This is a genomic window from Clostridium sp. UBA2485, from assembly GCF_002341865.1.
Taxonomy (GTDB): domain Bacteria; phylum Bacillota; class Clostridia; order Clostridiales; family Clostridiaceae; genus Clostridium_J.
Map to the genome: position 1 here is coordinate 25354 of NZ_DDOV01000053.1, position 17573 is coordinate 42926.

18 protein-coding genes are annotated in these 17573 nt (G+C 28.1%); 15 read left to right on the top strand and 3 right to left on the bottom strand.

Features of this window, described 5'->3' with window-relative positions; translation table 11 throughout:
- Nucleotides 1-36 precede the first annotated feature (36 nt).
- The 4 genes from B3603_RS10840 to B3603_RS10855 all read left to right on the top strand — a co-directional run bounded on the left by B3603_RS10840 (nucleotide 37) and on the right by B3603_RS10855 (nucleotide 3348).
- On the top strand, nucleotides 37-267 hold the full coding sequence (locus tag B3603_RS10840; protein WP_039635442.1) for a DUF2164 domain-containing protein: 231 nt from the start codon (nucleotides 37-39) through the stop codon (nucleotides 265-267).
- Nucleotides 268-647: 380 nt separating this feature from the next.
- Nucleotides 648-1904 (top strand): hypothetical protein, encoded by a 1257-nt coding sequence (locus B3603_RS10845; protein ID WP_291564526.1) that lies wholly within the window; start codon nucleotides 648-650, stop codon nucleotides 1902-1904.
- Nucleotides 1905-2044: 140 nt separating this feature from the next.
- Complete coding sequence (locus tag B3603_RS10850) at nucleotides 2045-2506, top strand: cupin domain-containing protein (RefSeq protein ID WP_291564529.1); 462 nt, start codon at nucleotides 2045-2047, stop codon at nucleotides 2504-2506.
- A 41-nt stretch (nucleotides 2507-2547) separates the two neighbouring features.
- Nucleotides 2548-3348 carry a DUF692 family multinuclear iron-containing protein gene (locus B3603_RS10855; RefSeq protein WP_291564532.1) on the top strand — a complete coding sequence of 267 codons (801 nt, stop codon included), beginning with the start codon at nucleotides 2548-2550 and terminating at the stop codon, nucleotides 3346-3348.
- Nucleotides 3349-3455: 107 nt separating this feature from the next.
- Here the strand turns inward: B3603_RS10855 and B3603_RS10860 are convergent, their stop codons facing one another.
- The 3 genes from B3603_RS10860 to B3603_RS10870 form a co-directional block, all read right to left on the bottom strand.
- The gene (locus tag B3603_RS10860; RefSeq protein WP_291564534.1) at nucleotides 3456-3704 is read right to left on the bottom strand and encodes a spore coat protein; all 249 of its coding nucleotides are present in this window, start codon (nucleotides 3702-3704) and stop codon (nucleotides 3456-3458) included.
- Between the two features lie 12 nt (nucleotides 3705-3716).
- Nucleotides 3717-3902, bottom strand: coding sequence for a hypothetical protein (locus B3603_RS10865; RefSeq protein ID WP_291564537.1), 186 nt, complete (start codon nucleotides 3900-3902; stop codon nucleotides 3717-3719).
- A gap of 279 nt (nucleotides 3903-4181) precedes the next feature.
- Nucleotides 4182-5258, bottom strand: a complete 1077-nt coding sequence (locus tag B3603_RS10870; protein WP_291564540.1) for an NAD(P)H-dependent flavin oxidoreductase — start codon at nucleotides 5256-5258, stop codon at nucleotides 4182-4184.
- 282 nt (nucleotides 5259-5540) lie between these two features.
- On the opposite strand from B3603_RS10870, the gene B3603_RS10875 reads away from it, so the two are divergent.
- The 11 genes from B3603_RS10875 to B3603_RS10925 all read left to right on the top strand — a co-directional run bounded on the left by B3603_RS10875 (nucleotide 5541) and on the right by B3603_RS10925 (nucleotide 17560).
- Nucleotides 5541-6101, top strand: coding sequence for a hypothetical protein (locus B3603_RS10875; protein ID WP_291564543.1), 561 nt, complete (start codon nucleotides 5541-5543; stop codon nucleotides 6099-6101).
- 322 nt (nucleotides 6102-6423) lie between these two features.
- A complete protein-coding gene (locus B3603_RS10880) occupies nucleotides 6424-6978 on the top strand; it encodes a hypothetical protein (RefSeq protein ID WP_291564545.1) in 555 nt (184 codons plus the stop codon).
- A gap of 43 nt (nucleotides 6979-7021) precedes the next feature.
- Nucleotides 7022-7156, top strand: a complete 135-nt coding sequence (locus tag B3603_RS10885) for a hypothetical protein (protein WP_291564548.1) — start codon at nucleotides 7022-7024, stop codon at nucleotides 7154-7156.
- 302 nt (nucleotides 7157-7458) lie between these two features.
- On the top strand, nucleotides 7459-8028 hold the full coding sequence (locus B3603_RS10890; RefSeq protein WP_291564551.1) for a GNAT family N-acetyltransferase: 570 nt from the start codon (nucleotides 7459-7461) through the stop codon (nucleotides 8026-8028).
- 443 nt (nucleotides 8029-8471) lie between these two features.
- Nucleotides 8472-9440 (top strand): NAD(P)/FAD-dependent oxidoreductase, encoded by a 969-nt coding sequence (locus tag B3603_RS10895; RefSeq protein WP_291564553.1) that lies wholly within the window; start codon nucleotides 8472-8474, stop codon nucleotides 9438-9440.
- Between the two features lie 252 nt (nucleotides 9441-9692).
- Nucleotides 9693-10676: a tRNA epoxyqueuosine(34) reductase QueG gene (gene queG / locus B3603_RS10900; RefSeq protein ID WP_291564556.1), complete on the top strand. Its 984-nt coding sequence runs from the start codon at nucleotides 9693-9695 to the stop codon at nucleotides 10674-10676.
- A 74-nt stretch (nucleotides 10677-10750) separates the two neighbouring features.
- Nucleotides 10751-11494 carry a lysophospholipid acyltransferase family protein gene (locus B3603_RS10905; protein ID WP_291564559.1) on the top strand — a complete coding sequence of 248 codons (744 nt, stop codon included), beginning with the start codon at nucleotides 10751-10753 and terminating at the stop codon, nucleotides 11492-11494.
- Between the two features lie 599 nt (nucleotides 11495-12093).
- Nucleotides 12094-13536, top strand: a complete 1443-nt coding sequence (locus B3603_RS10910; RefSeq protein ID WP_291564562.1) for an aminoacyl-histidine dipeptidase — start codon at nucleotides 12094-12096, stop codon at nucleotides 13534-13536.
- 158 nt (nucleotides 13537-13694) lie between these two features.
- Complete coding sequence (locus B3603_RS10915) at nucleotides 13695-15626, top strand: OPT family oligopeptide transporter (protein WP_291564564.1); 1932 nt, start codon at nucleotides 13695-13697, stop codon at nucleotides 15624-15626.
- 189 nt (nucleotides 15627-15815) lie between these two features.
- Entirely contained in the window at nucleotides 15816-16202 is a 387-nt protein-coding gene (locus tag B3603_RS10920) for a PqqD family protein (RefSeq protein ID WP_291564567.1), read from the top strand.
- A gap of 167 nt (nucleotides 16203-16369) precedes the next feature.
- A complete protein-coding gene (locus B3603_RS10925; RefSeq protein WP_291564569.1) occupies nucleotides 16370-17560 on the top strand; it encodes a glycine C-acetyltransferase in 1191 nt (396 codons plus the stop codon).
- Nucleotides 17561-17573: the final 13 nt, after the last annotated feature.

Sequence of the window (17573 nt, forward strand, 5' to 3'; positions counted from 1 at the left end):
TATACTTGCTAGACAACTTATCACTAAAATAAAACTATGAACAGTAAAATTAAATTAAGTAAAGAAAAAAGAGAAGAAATGATATCTAAAATTAAAAATTATTTTTTAGAAGAAAGAGAAGAAGAATTGGGAGATTTAGCTTGTGGAATGATTTTAGATTTTATCATAGAAGAACTATCAAGTGAATTTTATAACCAAGGGGTTTATGATTCATATAAATTTATGAATGACAGAATAGAAGATCTACTAGAGATACAAACATATTAAAGCAATTCACAATGTACAATTCAAAATTCACAATTAATGTAGAAATTAATTCTTTAAGAATTAATTTCTTTAACTGAGTTTTACTAGCAATGCAATTGATAGTTTTCCACCTCTGGGGAACAGTAGTGAAGCCCTTTAGGGTTCCCCTAAGGTGAAGTATAGGTTGGAGCAGCACTAGTAATTTTAAGTAATACTATGGAGTGACTATAGCTGCTAGCTTTTATAAGAAGTTACATAGTAGCTTCAAAAACAAATCAATTCTAAATTTCTCAGCTATTGCTGAGAAATTTCCACAATTGTGAATTTTACATTGTGAACTGTGGATTGAAAAAGTTGTCCATCGTTAATTTTCAATTATATTTATATGGGAGGTTATAGATATGAAAAAAAGAATATCATTATTAATTATTGCAATTATTATGATATTTAATTTTACATCTTGCACTAATTCCGATAAAAGCGAGAAGGATGAAGTATCTTTAAAACAATATTATAAGTATTTAGATAAAAATAACGTTCAAATTGATTTAGAAGATAATGAAGATTATTCATCTTTTAAATTATTAAAAGATGATCTTAAAAATAATGAATTATTTTTAATAGGAGAAGTTCATGATATTAAAGATAATGCAAAGATATTTCTAAAATTCTTAAAATATTTAAAACAGGAGACTAATTTTAAATATTTGGTAGAGGAAGATGAATATTTATATTCAATTTACAAAAATAAGTATCTACAAACAGGTGATGAAAATTATTTAAATAAATTTATAAATAAAAAAAGACGACCTGAAAAATACGAGATGTGGAAAGAAATATATAGATATAATAAAGCATTGGAAGATGAGGATAAAATACAAGTTGTAGGTATAGGTATTGATGGATTTGGAACTGAACCATATTTAATAGATATGTTAAAAGATAAAAAGTATGAAGACGTTGAAAAAGACTTAAGTATTCTTAAAGAGCTAGATGAACTTATGAATTTAGATGAAAATACTTCTGTTGAAGAATTGAAAAAACAATTTGATAAATACAAAAATAAACTGCCAGTGTTAGTAGATAAAATATATAAAAATAAAAAACTATATGAGGATATATTAAAAGAGGAAGCTTTTGATTTCTTTATGTTAATAGATAATTTAAAAAATACTATAGAAGTATGGGAAGGCGACTTACTTGATGACGAGTTAGCTCATATGAAAAGAGAAGAAAAATTGTATGAAAATTTTGAAAAAATTTATAACCATTATCCAAAAGGAAAATATTTTGGACAATTTGGCCTAAGTCATATTTACAAAGAGGAAACTACAAATAGAGTATGGCTAGCAGAGGATATTAATGAAAAAATTCCAGAGCTAAAAGATAAAATTTTATCTATAGCATTATTTTATAAAAATTCTTATTCTGGAAGAGCAGAAGACATTCTATCTACCTATAATGACAATGAAGTTTTAGATAAATATTTAAAGTCGAATCATACTTTAATTAAGTTAAATGGCAAAAACTCACCATTTTCTAAAGCATTATATACAGATTTTATTTCTGAAATTGTGTTTGTTCAAAATGGCTATCATAAAAAAGGAACAACAGCAGATTATTTTGATTATGTGATGATAATTCAAAATTCAAAATGATTTATTTGTACATTTTTAACCAAGTGAATTAAATAAGAATAAAATTTTAAAATAATTATGAATTACTGAAATGGTAGAATTAGAAAGGCTAATAGATTTAATTTATATAGAAATACTTTCAATAAGAAGGGGAGTGCTTTATGAAAAATATATACAATATAAATAATATACCAAATCAATATATTAGCAAGTTTCAAGGTGCTAAAACAATGTATGTAGGAAATGCTGTAGGTAGTGAAAAAATCTATGTAAATATAGATTATATAGAACCAGGTGCTAAAAGTACAAAATATCATCATCACTCAATGCAAGAAGCGTTTTTTCTTATAATGAGTGGGAAGGGAATCATAAGAATAAACGATGAAGAATTTGAAGTTAAATCTGGAGATGTAATTTCAAAGCCTGCTGGCAAAAATATTTCACATCAATTTATTAATAATAGTGAAGAGATATTGCAAATACTGGATGTTGGAACTAAAGAAGAGGAGGATGTTGCTATATATCCTGACGAAAATATCCTATACGTAAGAAATAAGGGATTAGCTTTTAAAGTGGATGATGATATTATTTCAAAAGGGTGGACAACAGATCAAAATGAATAATTTATTATGTGAAAATCATAATTAATAAGAGGAGTTTAGAAATGTTACTAGGATGTAATTATTCAAAAGAACTTATAGAACTCTTACAAGAAAACATAGTTGATGTAGATTATATAAAACTTGGTCTTTATGATATATACAATGAAGCACTTGAAGTATCTCTCTCTTTGCGGCCAGTTCTTTTACATGGATTAGGTTTTAATGAAAGAGCAACAATGAAAAATATAAAAGATGTAGATTGGAAATACGTAAATGATAGTATAAAAAAATTTAAATCACCTCATTATGGATTTCATTTAGCATCATGTATACAAGATTGGGATAAAGATGTAACGGAAGAAAAAATAATTGAATATATGAGTGAAACAACAAAAGCTTGGATTGATAATATAAAAGTTCCTTTTTTAGTAGAGAATATGCCATATTCATCAATTGATATAAAAGAATTTGGAATTATGGAGATATGCGTAAAACCACATATAATAAAAAAGGTATGTGATGAAACTAATGCTCATTTATTATTAGATATTGCACATGCGAAAGTAACAGCAAGAAATAGTGGAGAAGATATTTATAGCTATTTAGAGAAATTACCATTAGATAGAGTGAAGGAAATACATATAGTAGGTACTCATGAAATCGAAGGTATAGAGCTTAGAGATTATCATTTGGAAATGGAGGAAGAAGATTTTGAAGTTTTACAATGGGCTCTTTCAAAATGTTCACCAGATATTGTAACTTTAGAATACGGAGGGCCGGGAGAGCTTTATTCATGGAGGAGTGATAAGAAAGCATTAAAAAATCAACTGATTAAGCTTATGGACATATGTACTAATTATTAATGTGAAAGTTTATATGTTTGATTAATGAGATAAAGGCAGGTATTCCTGCCTTTATGAAAGTTTTGAAGTAAAAATAATCTTTTGTTAATTTTTAAGAATAATAGGTATTATCCCATAGTTAATTCAGATTTTACTGTGCTTATTTCATCTTGTTTTGCTGGTTGAGCAGGTTTATAATATCCTTTTTCTTTAGCTGCTTGATAAATTTTATATTGACGAGTTTCATCACTGTCTCTCATTTGTTGAAGTGTCTGTCTTAATTGTTGATTATCTGTTTGAGCTATCATATTAGCATAGCCAGTTAAACTACTATTAATCATGCTTAAATAGTCATTCATTATATCTTTTTCTTGCATTTTTACACCCTCCTATCCTAAGAATCCCATTAATTTTTGTTTAGCAGCTCTTGCTTCTTGAGCATCAGTTTTTAGCATTTGGCTTAATTGTTGATCAGTACATTGATTAGCAAAATCATCAAGCTTATTTGCTATTGTTCCATGAGCGCCAATAAGATGACGAAGATTTTGTAATTCCATTTGGTTTAAGTTTTGCATAAAATCACTCCTAACTTTTTATTTCAATCTTAGTATTACACATAGAATATATTTTATTCTTATAATTTAATTATTAATTACAATGTTGGAAGAACAAGCATTCAAAGGAAGTATAGCTATAATACTTAAACCAAGTTTAGGGCTATAACATAAAAGAATGGGAAAAAAATATAAGAATGAAGAACTAAGGAGAAAATTAATTTTTATTAAAGTTATAAAGTGTCTTTAATAAAAATTTCCATAAGTTCTTCATTCTTAATCTTTAACTAATTATAATTATTAATCATCAATTGAAATCATTATTTCACCCTCAAGAGCATACATAAGTTCTCTAACAGAAACTATTTTATTCACTTTATATGCATTTTCACCAGAGAAAATTAATGCATTTTCCATATTACCTTTTGCTGCATTTATTAAAGCTGTGGTTATACAATATGGAGTTTCTTTAGGATTACAAGGAATCAAGCAATTATAACACCTATCAACCTTTTGCTTTTCACATTCCACTGTTTTAGTGAAATTATTTAATATGGCACGTCCAGGCATTCCTACAGGACTTTTAACCAGTGAAATATCTTCTTTACTGCTATTTATATAAGCTTTTTTAAAGTTTATATGTGCATCACACTCTTCTGTAGCTACAAATCTAGTACCCATTTGTACTCCTTGAGCACCTAGTTTTAAAAATTTTGCAATATCAAATCCATCATAAATTCCACCAGCAGCAATTATAGGAATATTTTTATTATATTTTTCCTCATAAGGTTTAACTGCTTCAATTATTTGTGGAACTACACTCTCTAAGCTACATTCTTCTTTTTCCATGTCTTCTTTGTGAAACCCTAAATGTCCTCCTGCCTTAGGACCTTCTACTACAATCATATCAGGAGCTACATTATGTTTTTTATCCCAAATTTTTAATATTACAGAAGCTGCTTTTAATGAAGATACAATAGGTGCAATCTTTGTTTTATACCCCTTAACTATTTTAGGTAGAGTAGTAGGAAGCCCAGCACCTGAAATTATTAAATCTACTCCACTTTTTATAGCTTCTAGAGCATATTCTTCATAATTTTTCATCGCTACCATTAAATTAACTCCTATTATTCCTTTTGGAGCTTTTGCTTTAGCAAGCTTTATATGTTTTCTTAATGCTTTTAAATTTGCCTCAAAAGCATTAGTTTCAAAATCTTCTTCATCATATCCTATTTGTGCAGCAGAGATAATTCCAATACCTCCACAGTTTGCAACAGCAGAAGCTAAATTAGATAGGGAGATACCTATCCCCATTCCCCCTTGAATTATAGGTAATCTTGCTTCTAAATCTCCTATTTTTAATGGTTTTATATCCATTTAATAAAACATCTCCTTTATTTTGATTGTAAAATATTTTGATAATCAAACTAATTTGTAATAATTATAATCTATTATTTAAATATCATCAACTATATAAATATTACAATTTTTATGGACCTATTATAATAAAATGAATATGACTGTAATTAGGAAAAAATATTTTCATTAAGTCATATCTTATATAACTTATAAAATTTAAGAAATATTAATAGTATAAATATTGAAAATAATTTAAAAAAAATGTTATTATAATAAATATTAATATTTTAGGAGAGATATATGATAATAAAGTATGTTAATATTTTATCAGCAATAATAATTTTATTATTTGGTTTATATATATCTAAAAGAAAAATAGTTATAAAAGAAAGTTCTTTTCTTACATTCCTATTCATTTACTTAATTTTTCAAGGTATTTTTCAAATAGAATTAGATAATATAGCTATATTTATAGCCTCAATGATATTAATTTCTATATTTTGTATTTTAGTAATTATATATTATAGGAAAACTTATTCTTTTTTTGGTATGTCAAAAGATGAGGCAACTACAGTTCTAACTAATTTTTTCACAAGAAAAAACTTTAATTATAGTGTAGCTAAGAATAAAAATAAGCTATCAGTGGATATAGGGAAAAAAACCACTGAAATTGAGCTAAAATCTACATCTCATACTACATCTATTAATGTAGTTAATATTGAAGATAAAGAGAAATGTGATGAAATAATAGAGGAGCTAAAAAAAGAATTTTATAAAGATAAAAGAAATAAGTTTTCAACAGCGTCGGCAATATTAATATTACTTGGAGTTATAATAATTTCTCTTGGGTTTTTTATATAATAATGTTAGTAATTTTGATAAATATAAACTTAGGCAATTGAGAATTGACGATGGACAATTAACAATGCGGAGGAAATTAGTTTTAATCGAACTAATTTCTTCAATTGATTTTTAAACTAGCAATACAGTTGCTAGTTTTTTTATGAGAAATTACTGTGTAACTTCTTATAATCAGGAGAATTTTGAGAGTTATAACCTCTAATAAATTTAGCTAGTACAATGTAGAGTTAAATAATTATATTTAAAAATAAAATGGTATTAAATGGTATAAAACTTTTTTGAATCATATAATTTAGGGATAGAGATATTTAGGAGGAAGATTATGATTTTTAAAGTTTTAAGTATATTATTTGGAGTTATAATTATACTGTTTGGAGTTCTTATAAGCAGAAGAAAATTTATTATTAAAGAAAGAATAACTAGAAGTTCAATATTTTTTTATATACTTTTTATTGAATTAATATTAAGAAATTTTAGAGAAAAGGACGGATTTACACTGATAACAACTATATGTATAGCCGCTATTTTAGTGATATTTGTATTTTATGCGAAAGTTTATACTGTTTATGGATTATGTAAGGAAGAATTAATTGAACTATTAGCAGATTTTTTTTCACAAAAAAGTATTCCATGGGAATTTGAAGATGACACTTTAATGATAGCTTATGGAGAAAAGCGAGTGGATATAAAATTAAAAGAAATATTTAAAAGAACTACACTTTACTTATCTCAGCTTGAAAATAGTAGTTTATGTAATCAAACAATAGATAAAATAAAAAATTATATAAAAGAAAATAAGAAAAATAAATTTTCTTATGAAACAATTATTTATATCATATTAGGAATTCTTCTCATATTTTTAGGAGTAAAATTGTAACCATTTAATTTCTTATGAATTGTTAGGAAAAGTATAAAATTTCATGGACATCTTCGTTATAGCCTCTATTGTAGTTTCACTTCCACTTATGTGTCAAAATATAAAATTAGGATTTATAAGTATTGATGATGAATATTGTGCAAGAACTTTAAGAGTAGTAAATTTAAGGCATTCTTAAAAATAACTTTCCCTTTAGTCATAAATTCTATAATTAGTAGTATAGTTTTAAGTGGTGCTGTTTTAAAAAAGGTGGGAAATTTAATTAATCTCTATAAATATAGCTATATTTATAGAGTTTTTTTCTGCATATAGGACTTTAGCAAAAGTTGTAGAAGATGATTTGATTCTATGCGTTAATCCTCTTTGCTAAAGGACTTTAAAACCAAAACAGCAATATATGCATAAATAGTAAACTTTTCTTGAGATTTACTTTTATTTGTATATAATAATATAATTAAGGCTAATAAAGGGGAGGATTTGATGAAACATAAAGGTACTATTTTAATAGAGACTGATAGACTTATCTTGAGAAAGTTTAAAGATACAGATTCAAATAATATGTTTAAGAATTGGGGAAGCGATGCTAATGTAACAAAGTATTTATCTTGGCAAACTCACAAAGATATTAAGGATTCAGAAGAGATTATTAATCTATGGATATCTAAATATGAAGATAATAGTGTTTATAATTGGGTAATGGAGCTAAAAGAGATTAACGAGGTAATTGGTAATATATCAATTGTTAAATTAGAAGATATGCATGATGCTTGTGAAATTGGCTATTGTATTTCAAGTAAATATTGGAATAAAAGTATTACAACAGAGGCTTTTAATGCAATAATAAAATACCTGTTTGAAGAAGTCGGAGTAAACAGAATTTGTGCAAAACATGACATTAATAATGTAGCTTCTGGAAAAGTAATGCAAAAATGTGGAATGGTTTATGAAGGAACATTAAGGGAAGTTCAAATTAGAAATAATAAATTTTGTAGTTTAGCAGTTTACTCAATCCTAAAAAAAGAGTGGATTAGTAATGCTTTAAATTTCTAAATAAATTTATATTATAAGATTTTAATAGGATGCCTATAGAAATTCTATTTAATTAGATATATTTATATATCTAATTAAATAGTTTTACTAAAGATCAGGTAAATTTGGTGTAACATTAATGATGGTAGTTAACATTCATAGTAAAACTCAAACTATTTCTATTAGATATGTATTTTACAGTAGAAGGGCGAGAAATAACTCTAGCTAACATATTAATGTTTATAGTTGTTATTTTTAGCCCTACTGTTACTTATACATCAAGTAAGAAAATAATTCTAAATAAATTATAGTATGGCCTTATAGGGTTATACTATTTTTAGGTTTAAACTTAGTTAATCCACAACTATAAATTGAATAAGTTACAACTTATGAATTTTATATTATAATTGGTAGTGTATAGAAACTTAGAAATTAGTGACCTATTATTATGGAGGGGTTTATTTATGATAAAATATGACCTTGTAATTATTGGTGGAGGACCAAGTGGTATGATGGCAGCAATTGCTGCAAAGGAAAATGGTGTTAAAGATATTTTAATTATAGATAGAGAAATAGAACTTGGAGGAATGTTAATAAATTGTATTCACAGTGGATTTACCAGTAAATATATAGAGGGAGATTTGACAGCACCAGAGTATATTCAAAGTTTAGTTGATAAACTAATAGAATATGAAATAGAATATAAAACTTCAACAGATGTGATAAGTTTACATACAAATAAAACCATAGTAGCAGTAAATGAAGAAGGAATTTTAGAAATTTCTTCAAGGGCAATAATCTTAGCTATGGGATGTAGAGAAAGACCATTAGGATATAAAAACATATTAAGCCATAGATGTTCAGGGATAATTACTTCTTTATCCACATTGAAATTAATTAATAGAACTGGAATAATGCCTGGTAAAGAAGTGTTAGTTTTAGGTTCAGGAGATCCTGCATTATTTGCAACGAGAAGTTTAGTACTAGAAGGGGCAAAGATTAAAGGAATCATTGAAACTACAGAAGGGCTAAGTGCAATTAATGAAGAAGTAAAAACCTTTATTAAGGATTTTAATATACCTGTTATGTTAAAGTCTAGAGTTACTAATGTTTTTGGTAAGGGAAGAGTTGAAGGAGTGAATATAGGACTTTTAGATGAGAATAATAAAGTTATTCCTAATAGTAAAAGTTATATAAGTTGTGATACTTTAGTTCTATCTATTTACCTTCATCCAGAAAATACTCTAGCTTTAAAAGCTGGTATAGATATAGATTCAGAAAGTTCAAAAATGATTTTAAAAGATAATATGGAAACTTCAATAGATGGAATATTTGCTTGTGGCACTGTAGTTAAAGGATATGAACAAATAAATAAGATAGAAATGGAAAGTGAATTAATAGGAAAATATATAGCAGAATACTTAAATAATTGAGAATTGACTATTGACAATGGACAATTATGGATATTTCTCAGTTATCACTGAGAAATCTATAAATTGATCCTGTAGCGGCGAACACTGTTCGCCAAAAAAACTAGCAATTTCATTGCTAGTCAAAAAAACGTTCAAAGAAATTATTTTGCTAAAAAATAATTTCCACATTAATTGTCAATTGTCCATCGTCAATTTTCCATTGTATAAGTTGTGATATAATATATTAAATAAAATTTATAAAGGATTATAAGCATGAACGACAAAACTAGTATTATAAACTTTTGTAACTCTTTAGGGCTTACAACTGTAGGGTTTACAACATGTAGAGTTTTTTCCGAATTAGAAAATTATTATTCTTATAGGAAAGAAAAAGGATTTCAGATAGAATTTGAAGAAGATGATATAGAAAAAAGAATAAATCCATTTTTATTAATGGAAGATGGGAAAACTATAATATCAATAGCATTTCCGTATTTGCATGATGAAAATCGAAAGGTTAAATATTTTTCAAAATATACTTTAGGTGAAGATTATCATGTGGTAGTAAAAAGATATCTGCAGAAAATATGTGGATATATTGAAAGTTTAGGTGGAAAAGCTATAGGATTTGTTGATAATAATCCACTTCCAGAAAGATATATTGCGTATCTTTGTGGTATTGGATTCGTAGGAAAAAATAATACATTTATCACTAAGGAATATGGGTCTTACATTTTTCTAGGGGAAATAATAACAGATTTATCCTTGGAAATTGATATCCCTGTAAAGGAAAGTTGTAGGAAATGTGAATTATGTTTAAATGCTTGTCCTACCAACGCTCTTAAAGAGCAAGTAAAGGATAACGATTTTAATAGATGTCTATCCTATTTGACTCAAAAAAAGCATATAGATGAATATTGGTTTGATAAGTTTAAAGGTAAAATTTTTGGATGTGATATTTGTCAAGATATATGCCCTTATAATAAAGAGGCTAAGCTTTCTCATATAGAAGAATTTAAAGCCTTTGATTTTATGAAAGAAGATGAGCTTATAGATATAATTACTATGAATAATAGTAGCTTTAAAGAGAAGTATCAAAAATGTAGCTGTGGATGGAGAGGTAAAAATATCCTAATAAGAAATAGTCTTATTAATTATAATAATATAAAGCATGAAGATAAGGATAATATAATCAAGAATATAAATTCCCCATATATAAGGGAGTATTATGATAAACTTTTTAAGAATAAACCTTAGACAATTATAAATTGATATAGGTTTTATAAATTGAGAATTATGATAGAATTTTAAAGTGTAGAGGTGGATAAAGAATGGATTTAGCTGCTAAATTTCGTTTGATAGAAAAGCTTCCCAAAAGCTTAGGAGATAAATTAATACAATCAGCTATTTATAAATACTATAAAAAATATGCAAATGTTAAAATTACTGGATATGAAAATATAGAAAAGCTAGAAGGACCAATTATATTTATAGCCAATCATTTAAGCAATGCAGATGGTCTAGTTTTAAATAAAGTTCTTGAGAAGAAAAAACCTATATTTGTAGCTGGAGAAAAATTAAGTGAAAATTCTTTTACTAAAATGGGAGTAAGAATTATTGAAACTATAACTATAAAACCAAATTCTGCTGATAAAGAGGCTATTGCAAAGATAATTAAAAACTTAAAAGAGGGAAGAAACATAGTTATTTTTCCAGAAGGGACAAGAAGTAGAACTGGTAGTATGATAGAAGCTAAAAAAGGACTTCTTTTAATAGCAAAAATGTCTAAAGCTACTATAGTACCAATAGGATTATGTGGAACAGAAGATTTTATGCCAATAAATGATAATGATATGGGACAAGAAAGTTTTAGGAGAGCAGATATATTTATTAACATAGGATTACCGGTAGAAATAGTAGAAAAGCAAAAAGACGAGGATAAAAATAATTATAGTAATAGAGCGTTAAGGGAACTTATGCTTTCAATTGCAAAATTAGTACCAGAAAAATATAGAGGAGTTTATTCTCTAGAAGAAAATAACGATGAAATTTCTAGTAGTCAAACAAGTGAATAATTATATAAGAAAAAGTCTATATCTAAGAAGGTATAGACTTTTTCCATTTGAAGCAATGTAGTTACTTCTTATAAAGGGTTAGCAATGCATTACTAGTAAAAAATTAGTTTAAGAAATTAATTTATAAAGAATTAATTTCAATATAATTGCAAATTTTATATTGTGAATTGAAATATTTAAAAGTGTAGCTATATTCAGCTATACATTAATTTCTAAGGTAGTTTATCTATATATGCACTAATATTTACATCAATATAATGAGAGGGCTATAAAGAAGACAATGAGAAAAATATCAATGTTTTTAGTTATGAATTTTAGCACTGTAAATTGTTAAATTTTATTAAATTATTTACGAATAATTCTTAATAAATAAAATATTCCAAATAAATGAAAAATTAAAAAAGATAAAGAAAACTGGATGTTTTTAAAGGATTTTGCCACTTTATTTAATAATGCTAAGTTTGATTTTAATTATGATTATTATTAGTATTAAGAATATATTAAGATAGTATATTAATATACTATTAATAAAATGTTAATAAATAAAATTTCATTAATACATTATGATTTTATAAAATTAGAAAGGTGAGTGAAGGAAAATGCCAGTATTAGAGAATTTAAAACCAACTAAGGTTTTTAGCTTTTTTGAAGATATGACTAAGATACCTCATGGGTCAGGTAATGAAAAAGCTATTAGTGACTTTTTAGTTAACTTTGCTAAAGAAAGAAGTTTAGAGGTAATACAAGATAGCGAGCTAAATGTAATTATAAAGAAACCAGCTACACCTGGATATGAAAACGTATCACCAGTCATAATTCAAGGTCACATGGATATGGTTTGTGAAAAAAATAAAGATACAAAGCATGACTTTGAGAAGGATTCATTAGAACTTAGAATTGTAGAAGATTATATATATGCAAATGGAACAACTCTAGGTGCAGATAATGGAATTGCTGTAGCTTATGGATTAGCATTATTAGATTCTAAAGATATACCACATCCAGCATTAGAATTGCTTGTTACTACTGGTGAAGAGACTGGTATGTATGGTGCTATTGCTGTAGACCCTAAACATTTAGATGGAAAAGTACTATTAAATATTGATTCCGAGGAAGAAGGCATATTCTTAGTAAGTTGTGCAGGTGGAGTTACTAACTATGTTCACATCAATAACCAATGGGAAAATACTAACAGTTCTGCGTTAAAATTAGAAATAAAAGGCTTAAAAGGCGGACACTCCGGAATGGAGATAATTAAGCAAAGAGGAAACGCTAATAAGCTTATGGGAAGATTATTAAATTCAATAGGTAAAGAGGTTCACTTTAATATTGCTCATATTAGTGGTGGAGCTAAAAATAATGCTATTCCACGTGAATCTGAGGTTATTTTAACAGCAGATACTGCAAACTTAGAAAAAATGAAAACAATAGCGAATAATACTATACACACATTTAAAGAAGAATTAAGAGTTCAAGATCCAGATGTAAAATTAGAAATTTCAGAATCTAAAGCTGAAAAACAATTGACTCGTGAAGTGACAACTAGTATAGTGAATTTCTTAAATTTAATGCCTAATGGAGTTCAAACTATGAGCAAAGATATAGAAGGACTAGTAGAAAGTAGTTTAAACTTAGGAGTTATAGTATTTAGTGAAGAAAAAGTTACTTTTGTATCAGCAATAAGAAGTTCTGTTAAAACATTAAAGAATGAAATAGTTGATAGAGTGGGAACATTATCAAAATTAGTTGGGGCTGAAATGGTAAATGATTCAGATTATCCAGAATGGCAATATGAACCAGATTCAAAGATAAGAGATCTTTGTGTAGAGACATATAAGGAAATTACAGGACAAGAGCCAAAAATAGATGCTATCCATGCAGGTCTTGAATGTGGACTTTTAAAAGAAAAAATGGCTGATGTTGATATGATAAGCTTTGGGCCAAACTTATATGATGTTCATACTCCACAAGAACATATGAGTATAACTTCAGTACAAAATGTGTGGGAGTTCATACAGAAATTATTAAAGAATATGAAATAGGATAAATGTTCAAATGAATTTATTAATTTGAATTTTAATTAATAAATTCATTTGACCTTTATTAATAAATCCCTATAGAGTTAAATCTGTAGTTTTTTAGAGCAAACTATATGACTTAATTACTAAAAGTAAAGTTGAAAAAGAGGAGGAATTATTTTATGAGCCAAGAGAGAAAAAAGTTATCCCACACAGCCTATGGCGAATGTAAAGGAGAAGATTATGTTCCGTTTGTGCCAACCTCAGTGGCAATGCCGGAAACAACAGGGTACTCAATTATTTTAGGCATTATATTAGCTTGTATTTTTGCAGCAGCTAATACATACCTTGGCTTAAAAGTTGGTATGACAATATCAGCAGGTATACCAGGTGCGATAATAGCTACTGGAATATTAAAGGGAATGTTCGGAAGAAATAACATTCTAGAAGCTAACATAGTAGCATCACTAGCTGCTATGGGAGAATCTATTGCTGGTGGTGTTATATTTATTTTACCAGCATTAATTTTATGGGGATTAAAATTAAGTATTTTTACAGTTGTTATTGTTACTATTATTGGAGGGGTTATGGGTGTATTCTTTATTACACCACTTAGAAGATACTTAATTGTTGAAGAGCATGGAAATTTAGTTTATCCAGAAAGTATGGCGGCAGCTGAGGTTCTTGTAACTGGTAGCGAAGGTGGGCAAGGCTTTAAAACAGTTATGACTGGACTTGGTGTAGGAGCCGGATATAAGCTTTTCTCAGGTGGATTTGCACTTTGGGGAGAACAGGCTACTTATGTAATTAAAAGCTATCAAGGAACAATGATGGGATTTGATACATTAGCATCACTTCTTGGTGTTGGATTTATTGTTGGTACTAAAGCATCATTGCTTATGTTTGGTGGCTCTGTTATAGCTTGGTTTGCACTTATACCATTAATTAAATTTTTAGGAGTAGGATTAGTAGAGCCACTATTCCCAGCAACTAAGATTATAGCTGAGATGAGCGCTAACGAAATATGGGCTGACTATATTAAATATATAGGTGCTGGAGCTGTTGCAATGGGAGGATTTATCTCTCTTGCCAAATCTATTCCAACTATAATAACAAGCTTTAAACAAGCTATGAGTGGAATAGGTGCTGGTGGAAATGAAAAAGTTAGTAGAATTGACATAGAAGCACCTCTAACTTGGGTTATTTTAGCAGCAGCCTTTGGATTTGCATTAACATGGTTATTACCAATGATAAATGGTGGATTCTTAGGCGGAATCATGGCAGTTGTATTCAGTTTCTTCTTTGCTGTTGTTTCAGCTAGAATGGTTGGTATAATTGGAGCATCTAATAACCCAGTTTCAGGTATGACTATAGCTACAATGCTATTTGTAACCACTATAATTAAATTAACTGGTGGAGTTTCTCAAGAATATATGACTAAATGTGTGTTAATAGGTGGAGTTGTTTGTGTTGCTATAGCAGTAGCTGGTGGAGCTGCACAAAGTTTAAAAACTACATTTATTATTGGTGGTACTCCTAAAAAAGTTCAATTAGGAATGTTTATTGCTCTTGCGGTAGCTGGTGTGTTCGCTGCATTAGTAATCAACATGTTGGAGAGGGCCTATGGAATAGGTTCTGTAGATGTAGCTGCACCACAAGCTACGCTTATGAAGATGATCGTTGAAGGTATAATGACAGCTCAACTTCCTTGGACATTAATAATAGTAGGAGCTGCTATTGCACTATTCTGTGAATTAGCTGGTATATCAATACTACCAGTTGCACTTGGAATATACCTCCCAATAACTTTAAATGCTGCTATCTTAGTTGGTGGTATTATAAGAGAAATTGTTGAAAGAAAATTCGCTAAAGATAAAGATAAAAAAGGAGAAGCTGTGGAAAAAGGAACTCTTCTTGCTTCAGGTCTAGTTGCAGGGGATGCATTAATGGGCATAGTAGTAGCTGGCCTAGTTGCTGCCCAAGTAGATATAGCATTTGGTAAAAACTTCTTAACAGGAATAACACAAAGCAATCTATTTGCTTGTATAATGTTCTTATTGTTAGGATTATGGATTTATATCTTCTCTTGCAAAAAAGATAAAAATATTAACTAGATAAAGTATTAGATTTTATTAGAGGCTATAAGGATTCGCTTTGCTCATAAGTAAATTTTATTTATGGGCAAGCGAATTGCTATATTATTAGCATATTTTTTCTAAAATGTATACAATTTAATTATATAAATTTATATTAAAATATCTTATAGTTAGTAGTCAGTTATGAGTTATTAGGAGGAATTTTACATGAGAAATAAGAAACTCAAACAAGAAGAAATAGAAAATCAAGAGCCTGATACAAAACATAATTTTGCTCTGTTTGTACCAGAAATTAAACATAATGACTGGAAAGAAGAAAATGGAAAAGTTATTTTATGCTTAAAGATCAATGATCCAGTAAAGAAATTCTTAGCTTGGATGGTTAGAAGAACTCCTATGACTAATTTAGAGCTAGATGATAGATGCTCTATGGTATGGAAACATATGGATGGAAGCAGGACAGTGTATGATATTGCAAAGCTTATGGCAGAAAAGTATAAAGAAGATGTTAATGGTGAACTATACAGGTTAGTAACATATTTAAAGTATTTGTCTAAAAGAGGATGGATTAAATTTAAAGAGTATGAAGTATAATATTTACATATCATAGAATAAACTCAGTGAATAATATGATTATTACGGGCTTATTCTATGTAATATGTCATAATATTGCAAATAACTTAAACTTTCTATAAAAAAGGATTTTAAATAATAAATGAAGAATATAATAAAGGTAAAAAGTTTTATATGGAGGTATAGACATGGGAAGTAAATCATTGGAAAAATTCTTAAAAGATAATTTACAAGACCTTAGAAGTAAAGGCTTATATAATGAAATTAATATTATAAATGGAGCAAATGGTCCAATTATAAATATTGATGGAAAAGAACTTATAAATCTTTCATCAAATAATTACCTAGGACTTGCTACTCATTCAAGAATGATTGAAGCTACAATTGAAGCTACTAAAAAATACGGAGCAGGAGCAGGAGCAGTTAGAACAATTAACGGAACATTAGATATACACTCAGAACTTGAAAAAAGATTAGCAGAGTTTAAACATACTGAAGCTGCAATAGCTTTCCAATCTGGATTTAATTGTAATATGGCTGCAATTTCAGCAGTTATGGGTAAAAAAGATGCTATACTTTCAGATGCATTAAACCATGCATCAATTATAGATGGATGTAGATTATCAGGAGCAAAAATTATAAGAGTTGAACATTCTGATATGGCCGATTTAAGAGCAAAAGCGAAGGAAGCCAAAGAGTCAGGATTATATGAAAAAATAATGGTTATAACTGATGGTGTGTTCTCTATGGATGGCGATATAGCTAAACTTCCTGAAATAGTGGAAATAGCTGAAGAATTTGATCTGATTACATATGTTGACGATGCACACGGTTCAGGGGTCTTAGGAAAAGGAGCAGGAACTGTTAAACATTTCGGATTATCAGATAAAATAGATTTCCAAATAGGTACATTATCTAAAGCTATTGGTGTAGTTGGAGGATATGTTGCTGGCTCTAAAGATTTAATTGATTGGTTAAAAGTTAGAGGGAGACCGTTCCTATTTTCAACTGCATTAACACCAGGAGCCGCAGGTGCTTGTATAGAAGCTATAAAAATATTGACTGAAAGCACAGAACTTCATGATAAACTATGGGAAAATGGAAATTATTTAAAGAAAGGCTTAAAAGAATTAGGCTTTAATATAGGAAATAGTGAAACTCCAATCACTCCATGTATAATAGGAGAAGCTGATAAAGCACAAGAATTTAGTAAGAAATTATATGAAGAAGGAGTATATGCAAAATCTATTGTATTCCCAACAGTTCCAATGGGTACAGCGAGAGTTAGAAATATGCCTTCAGCAGCTCATACTAAGGAAATGTTAGATGAAGCTATTAAAGTATATGAAAAAGTAGGAAAAGAGATGGGAATAATCTAAAAGATAAAGCTTG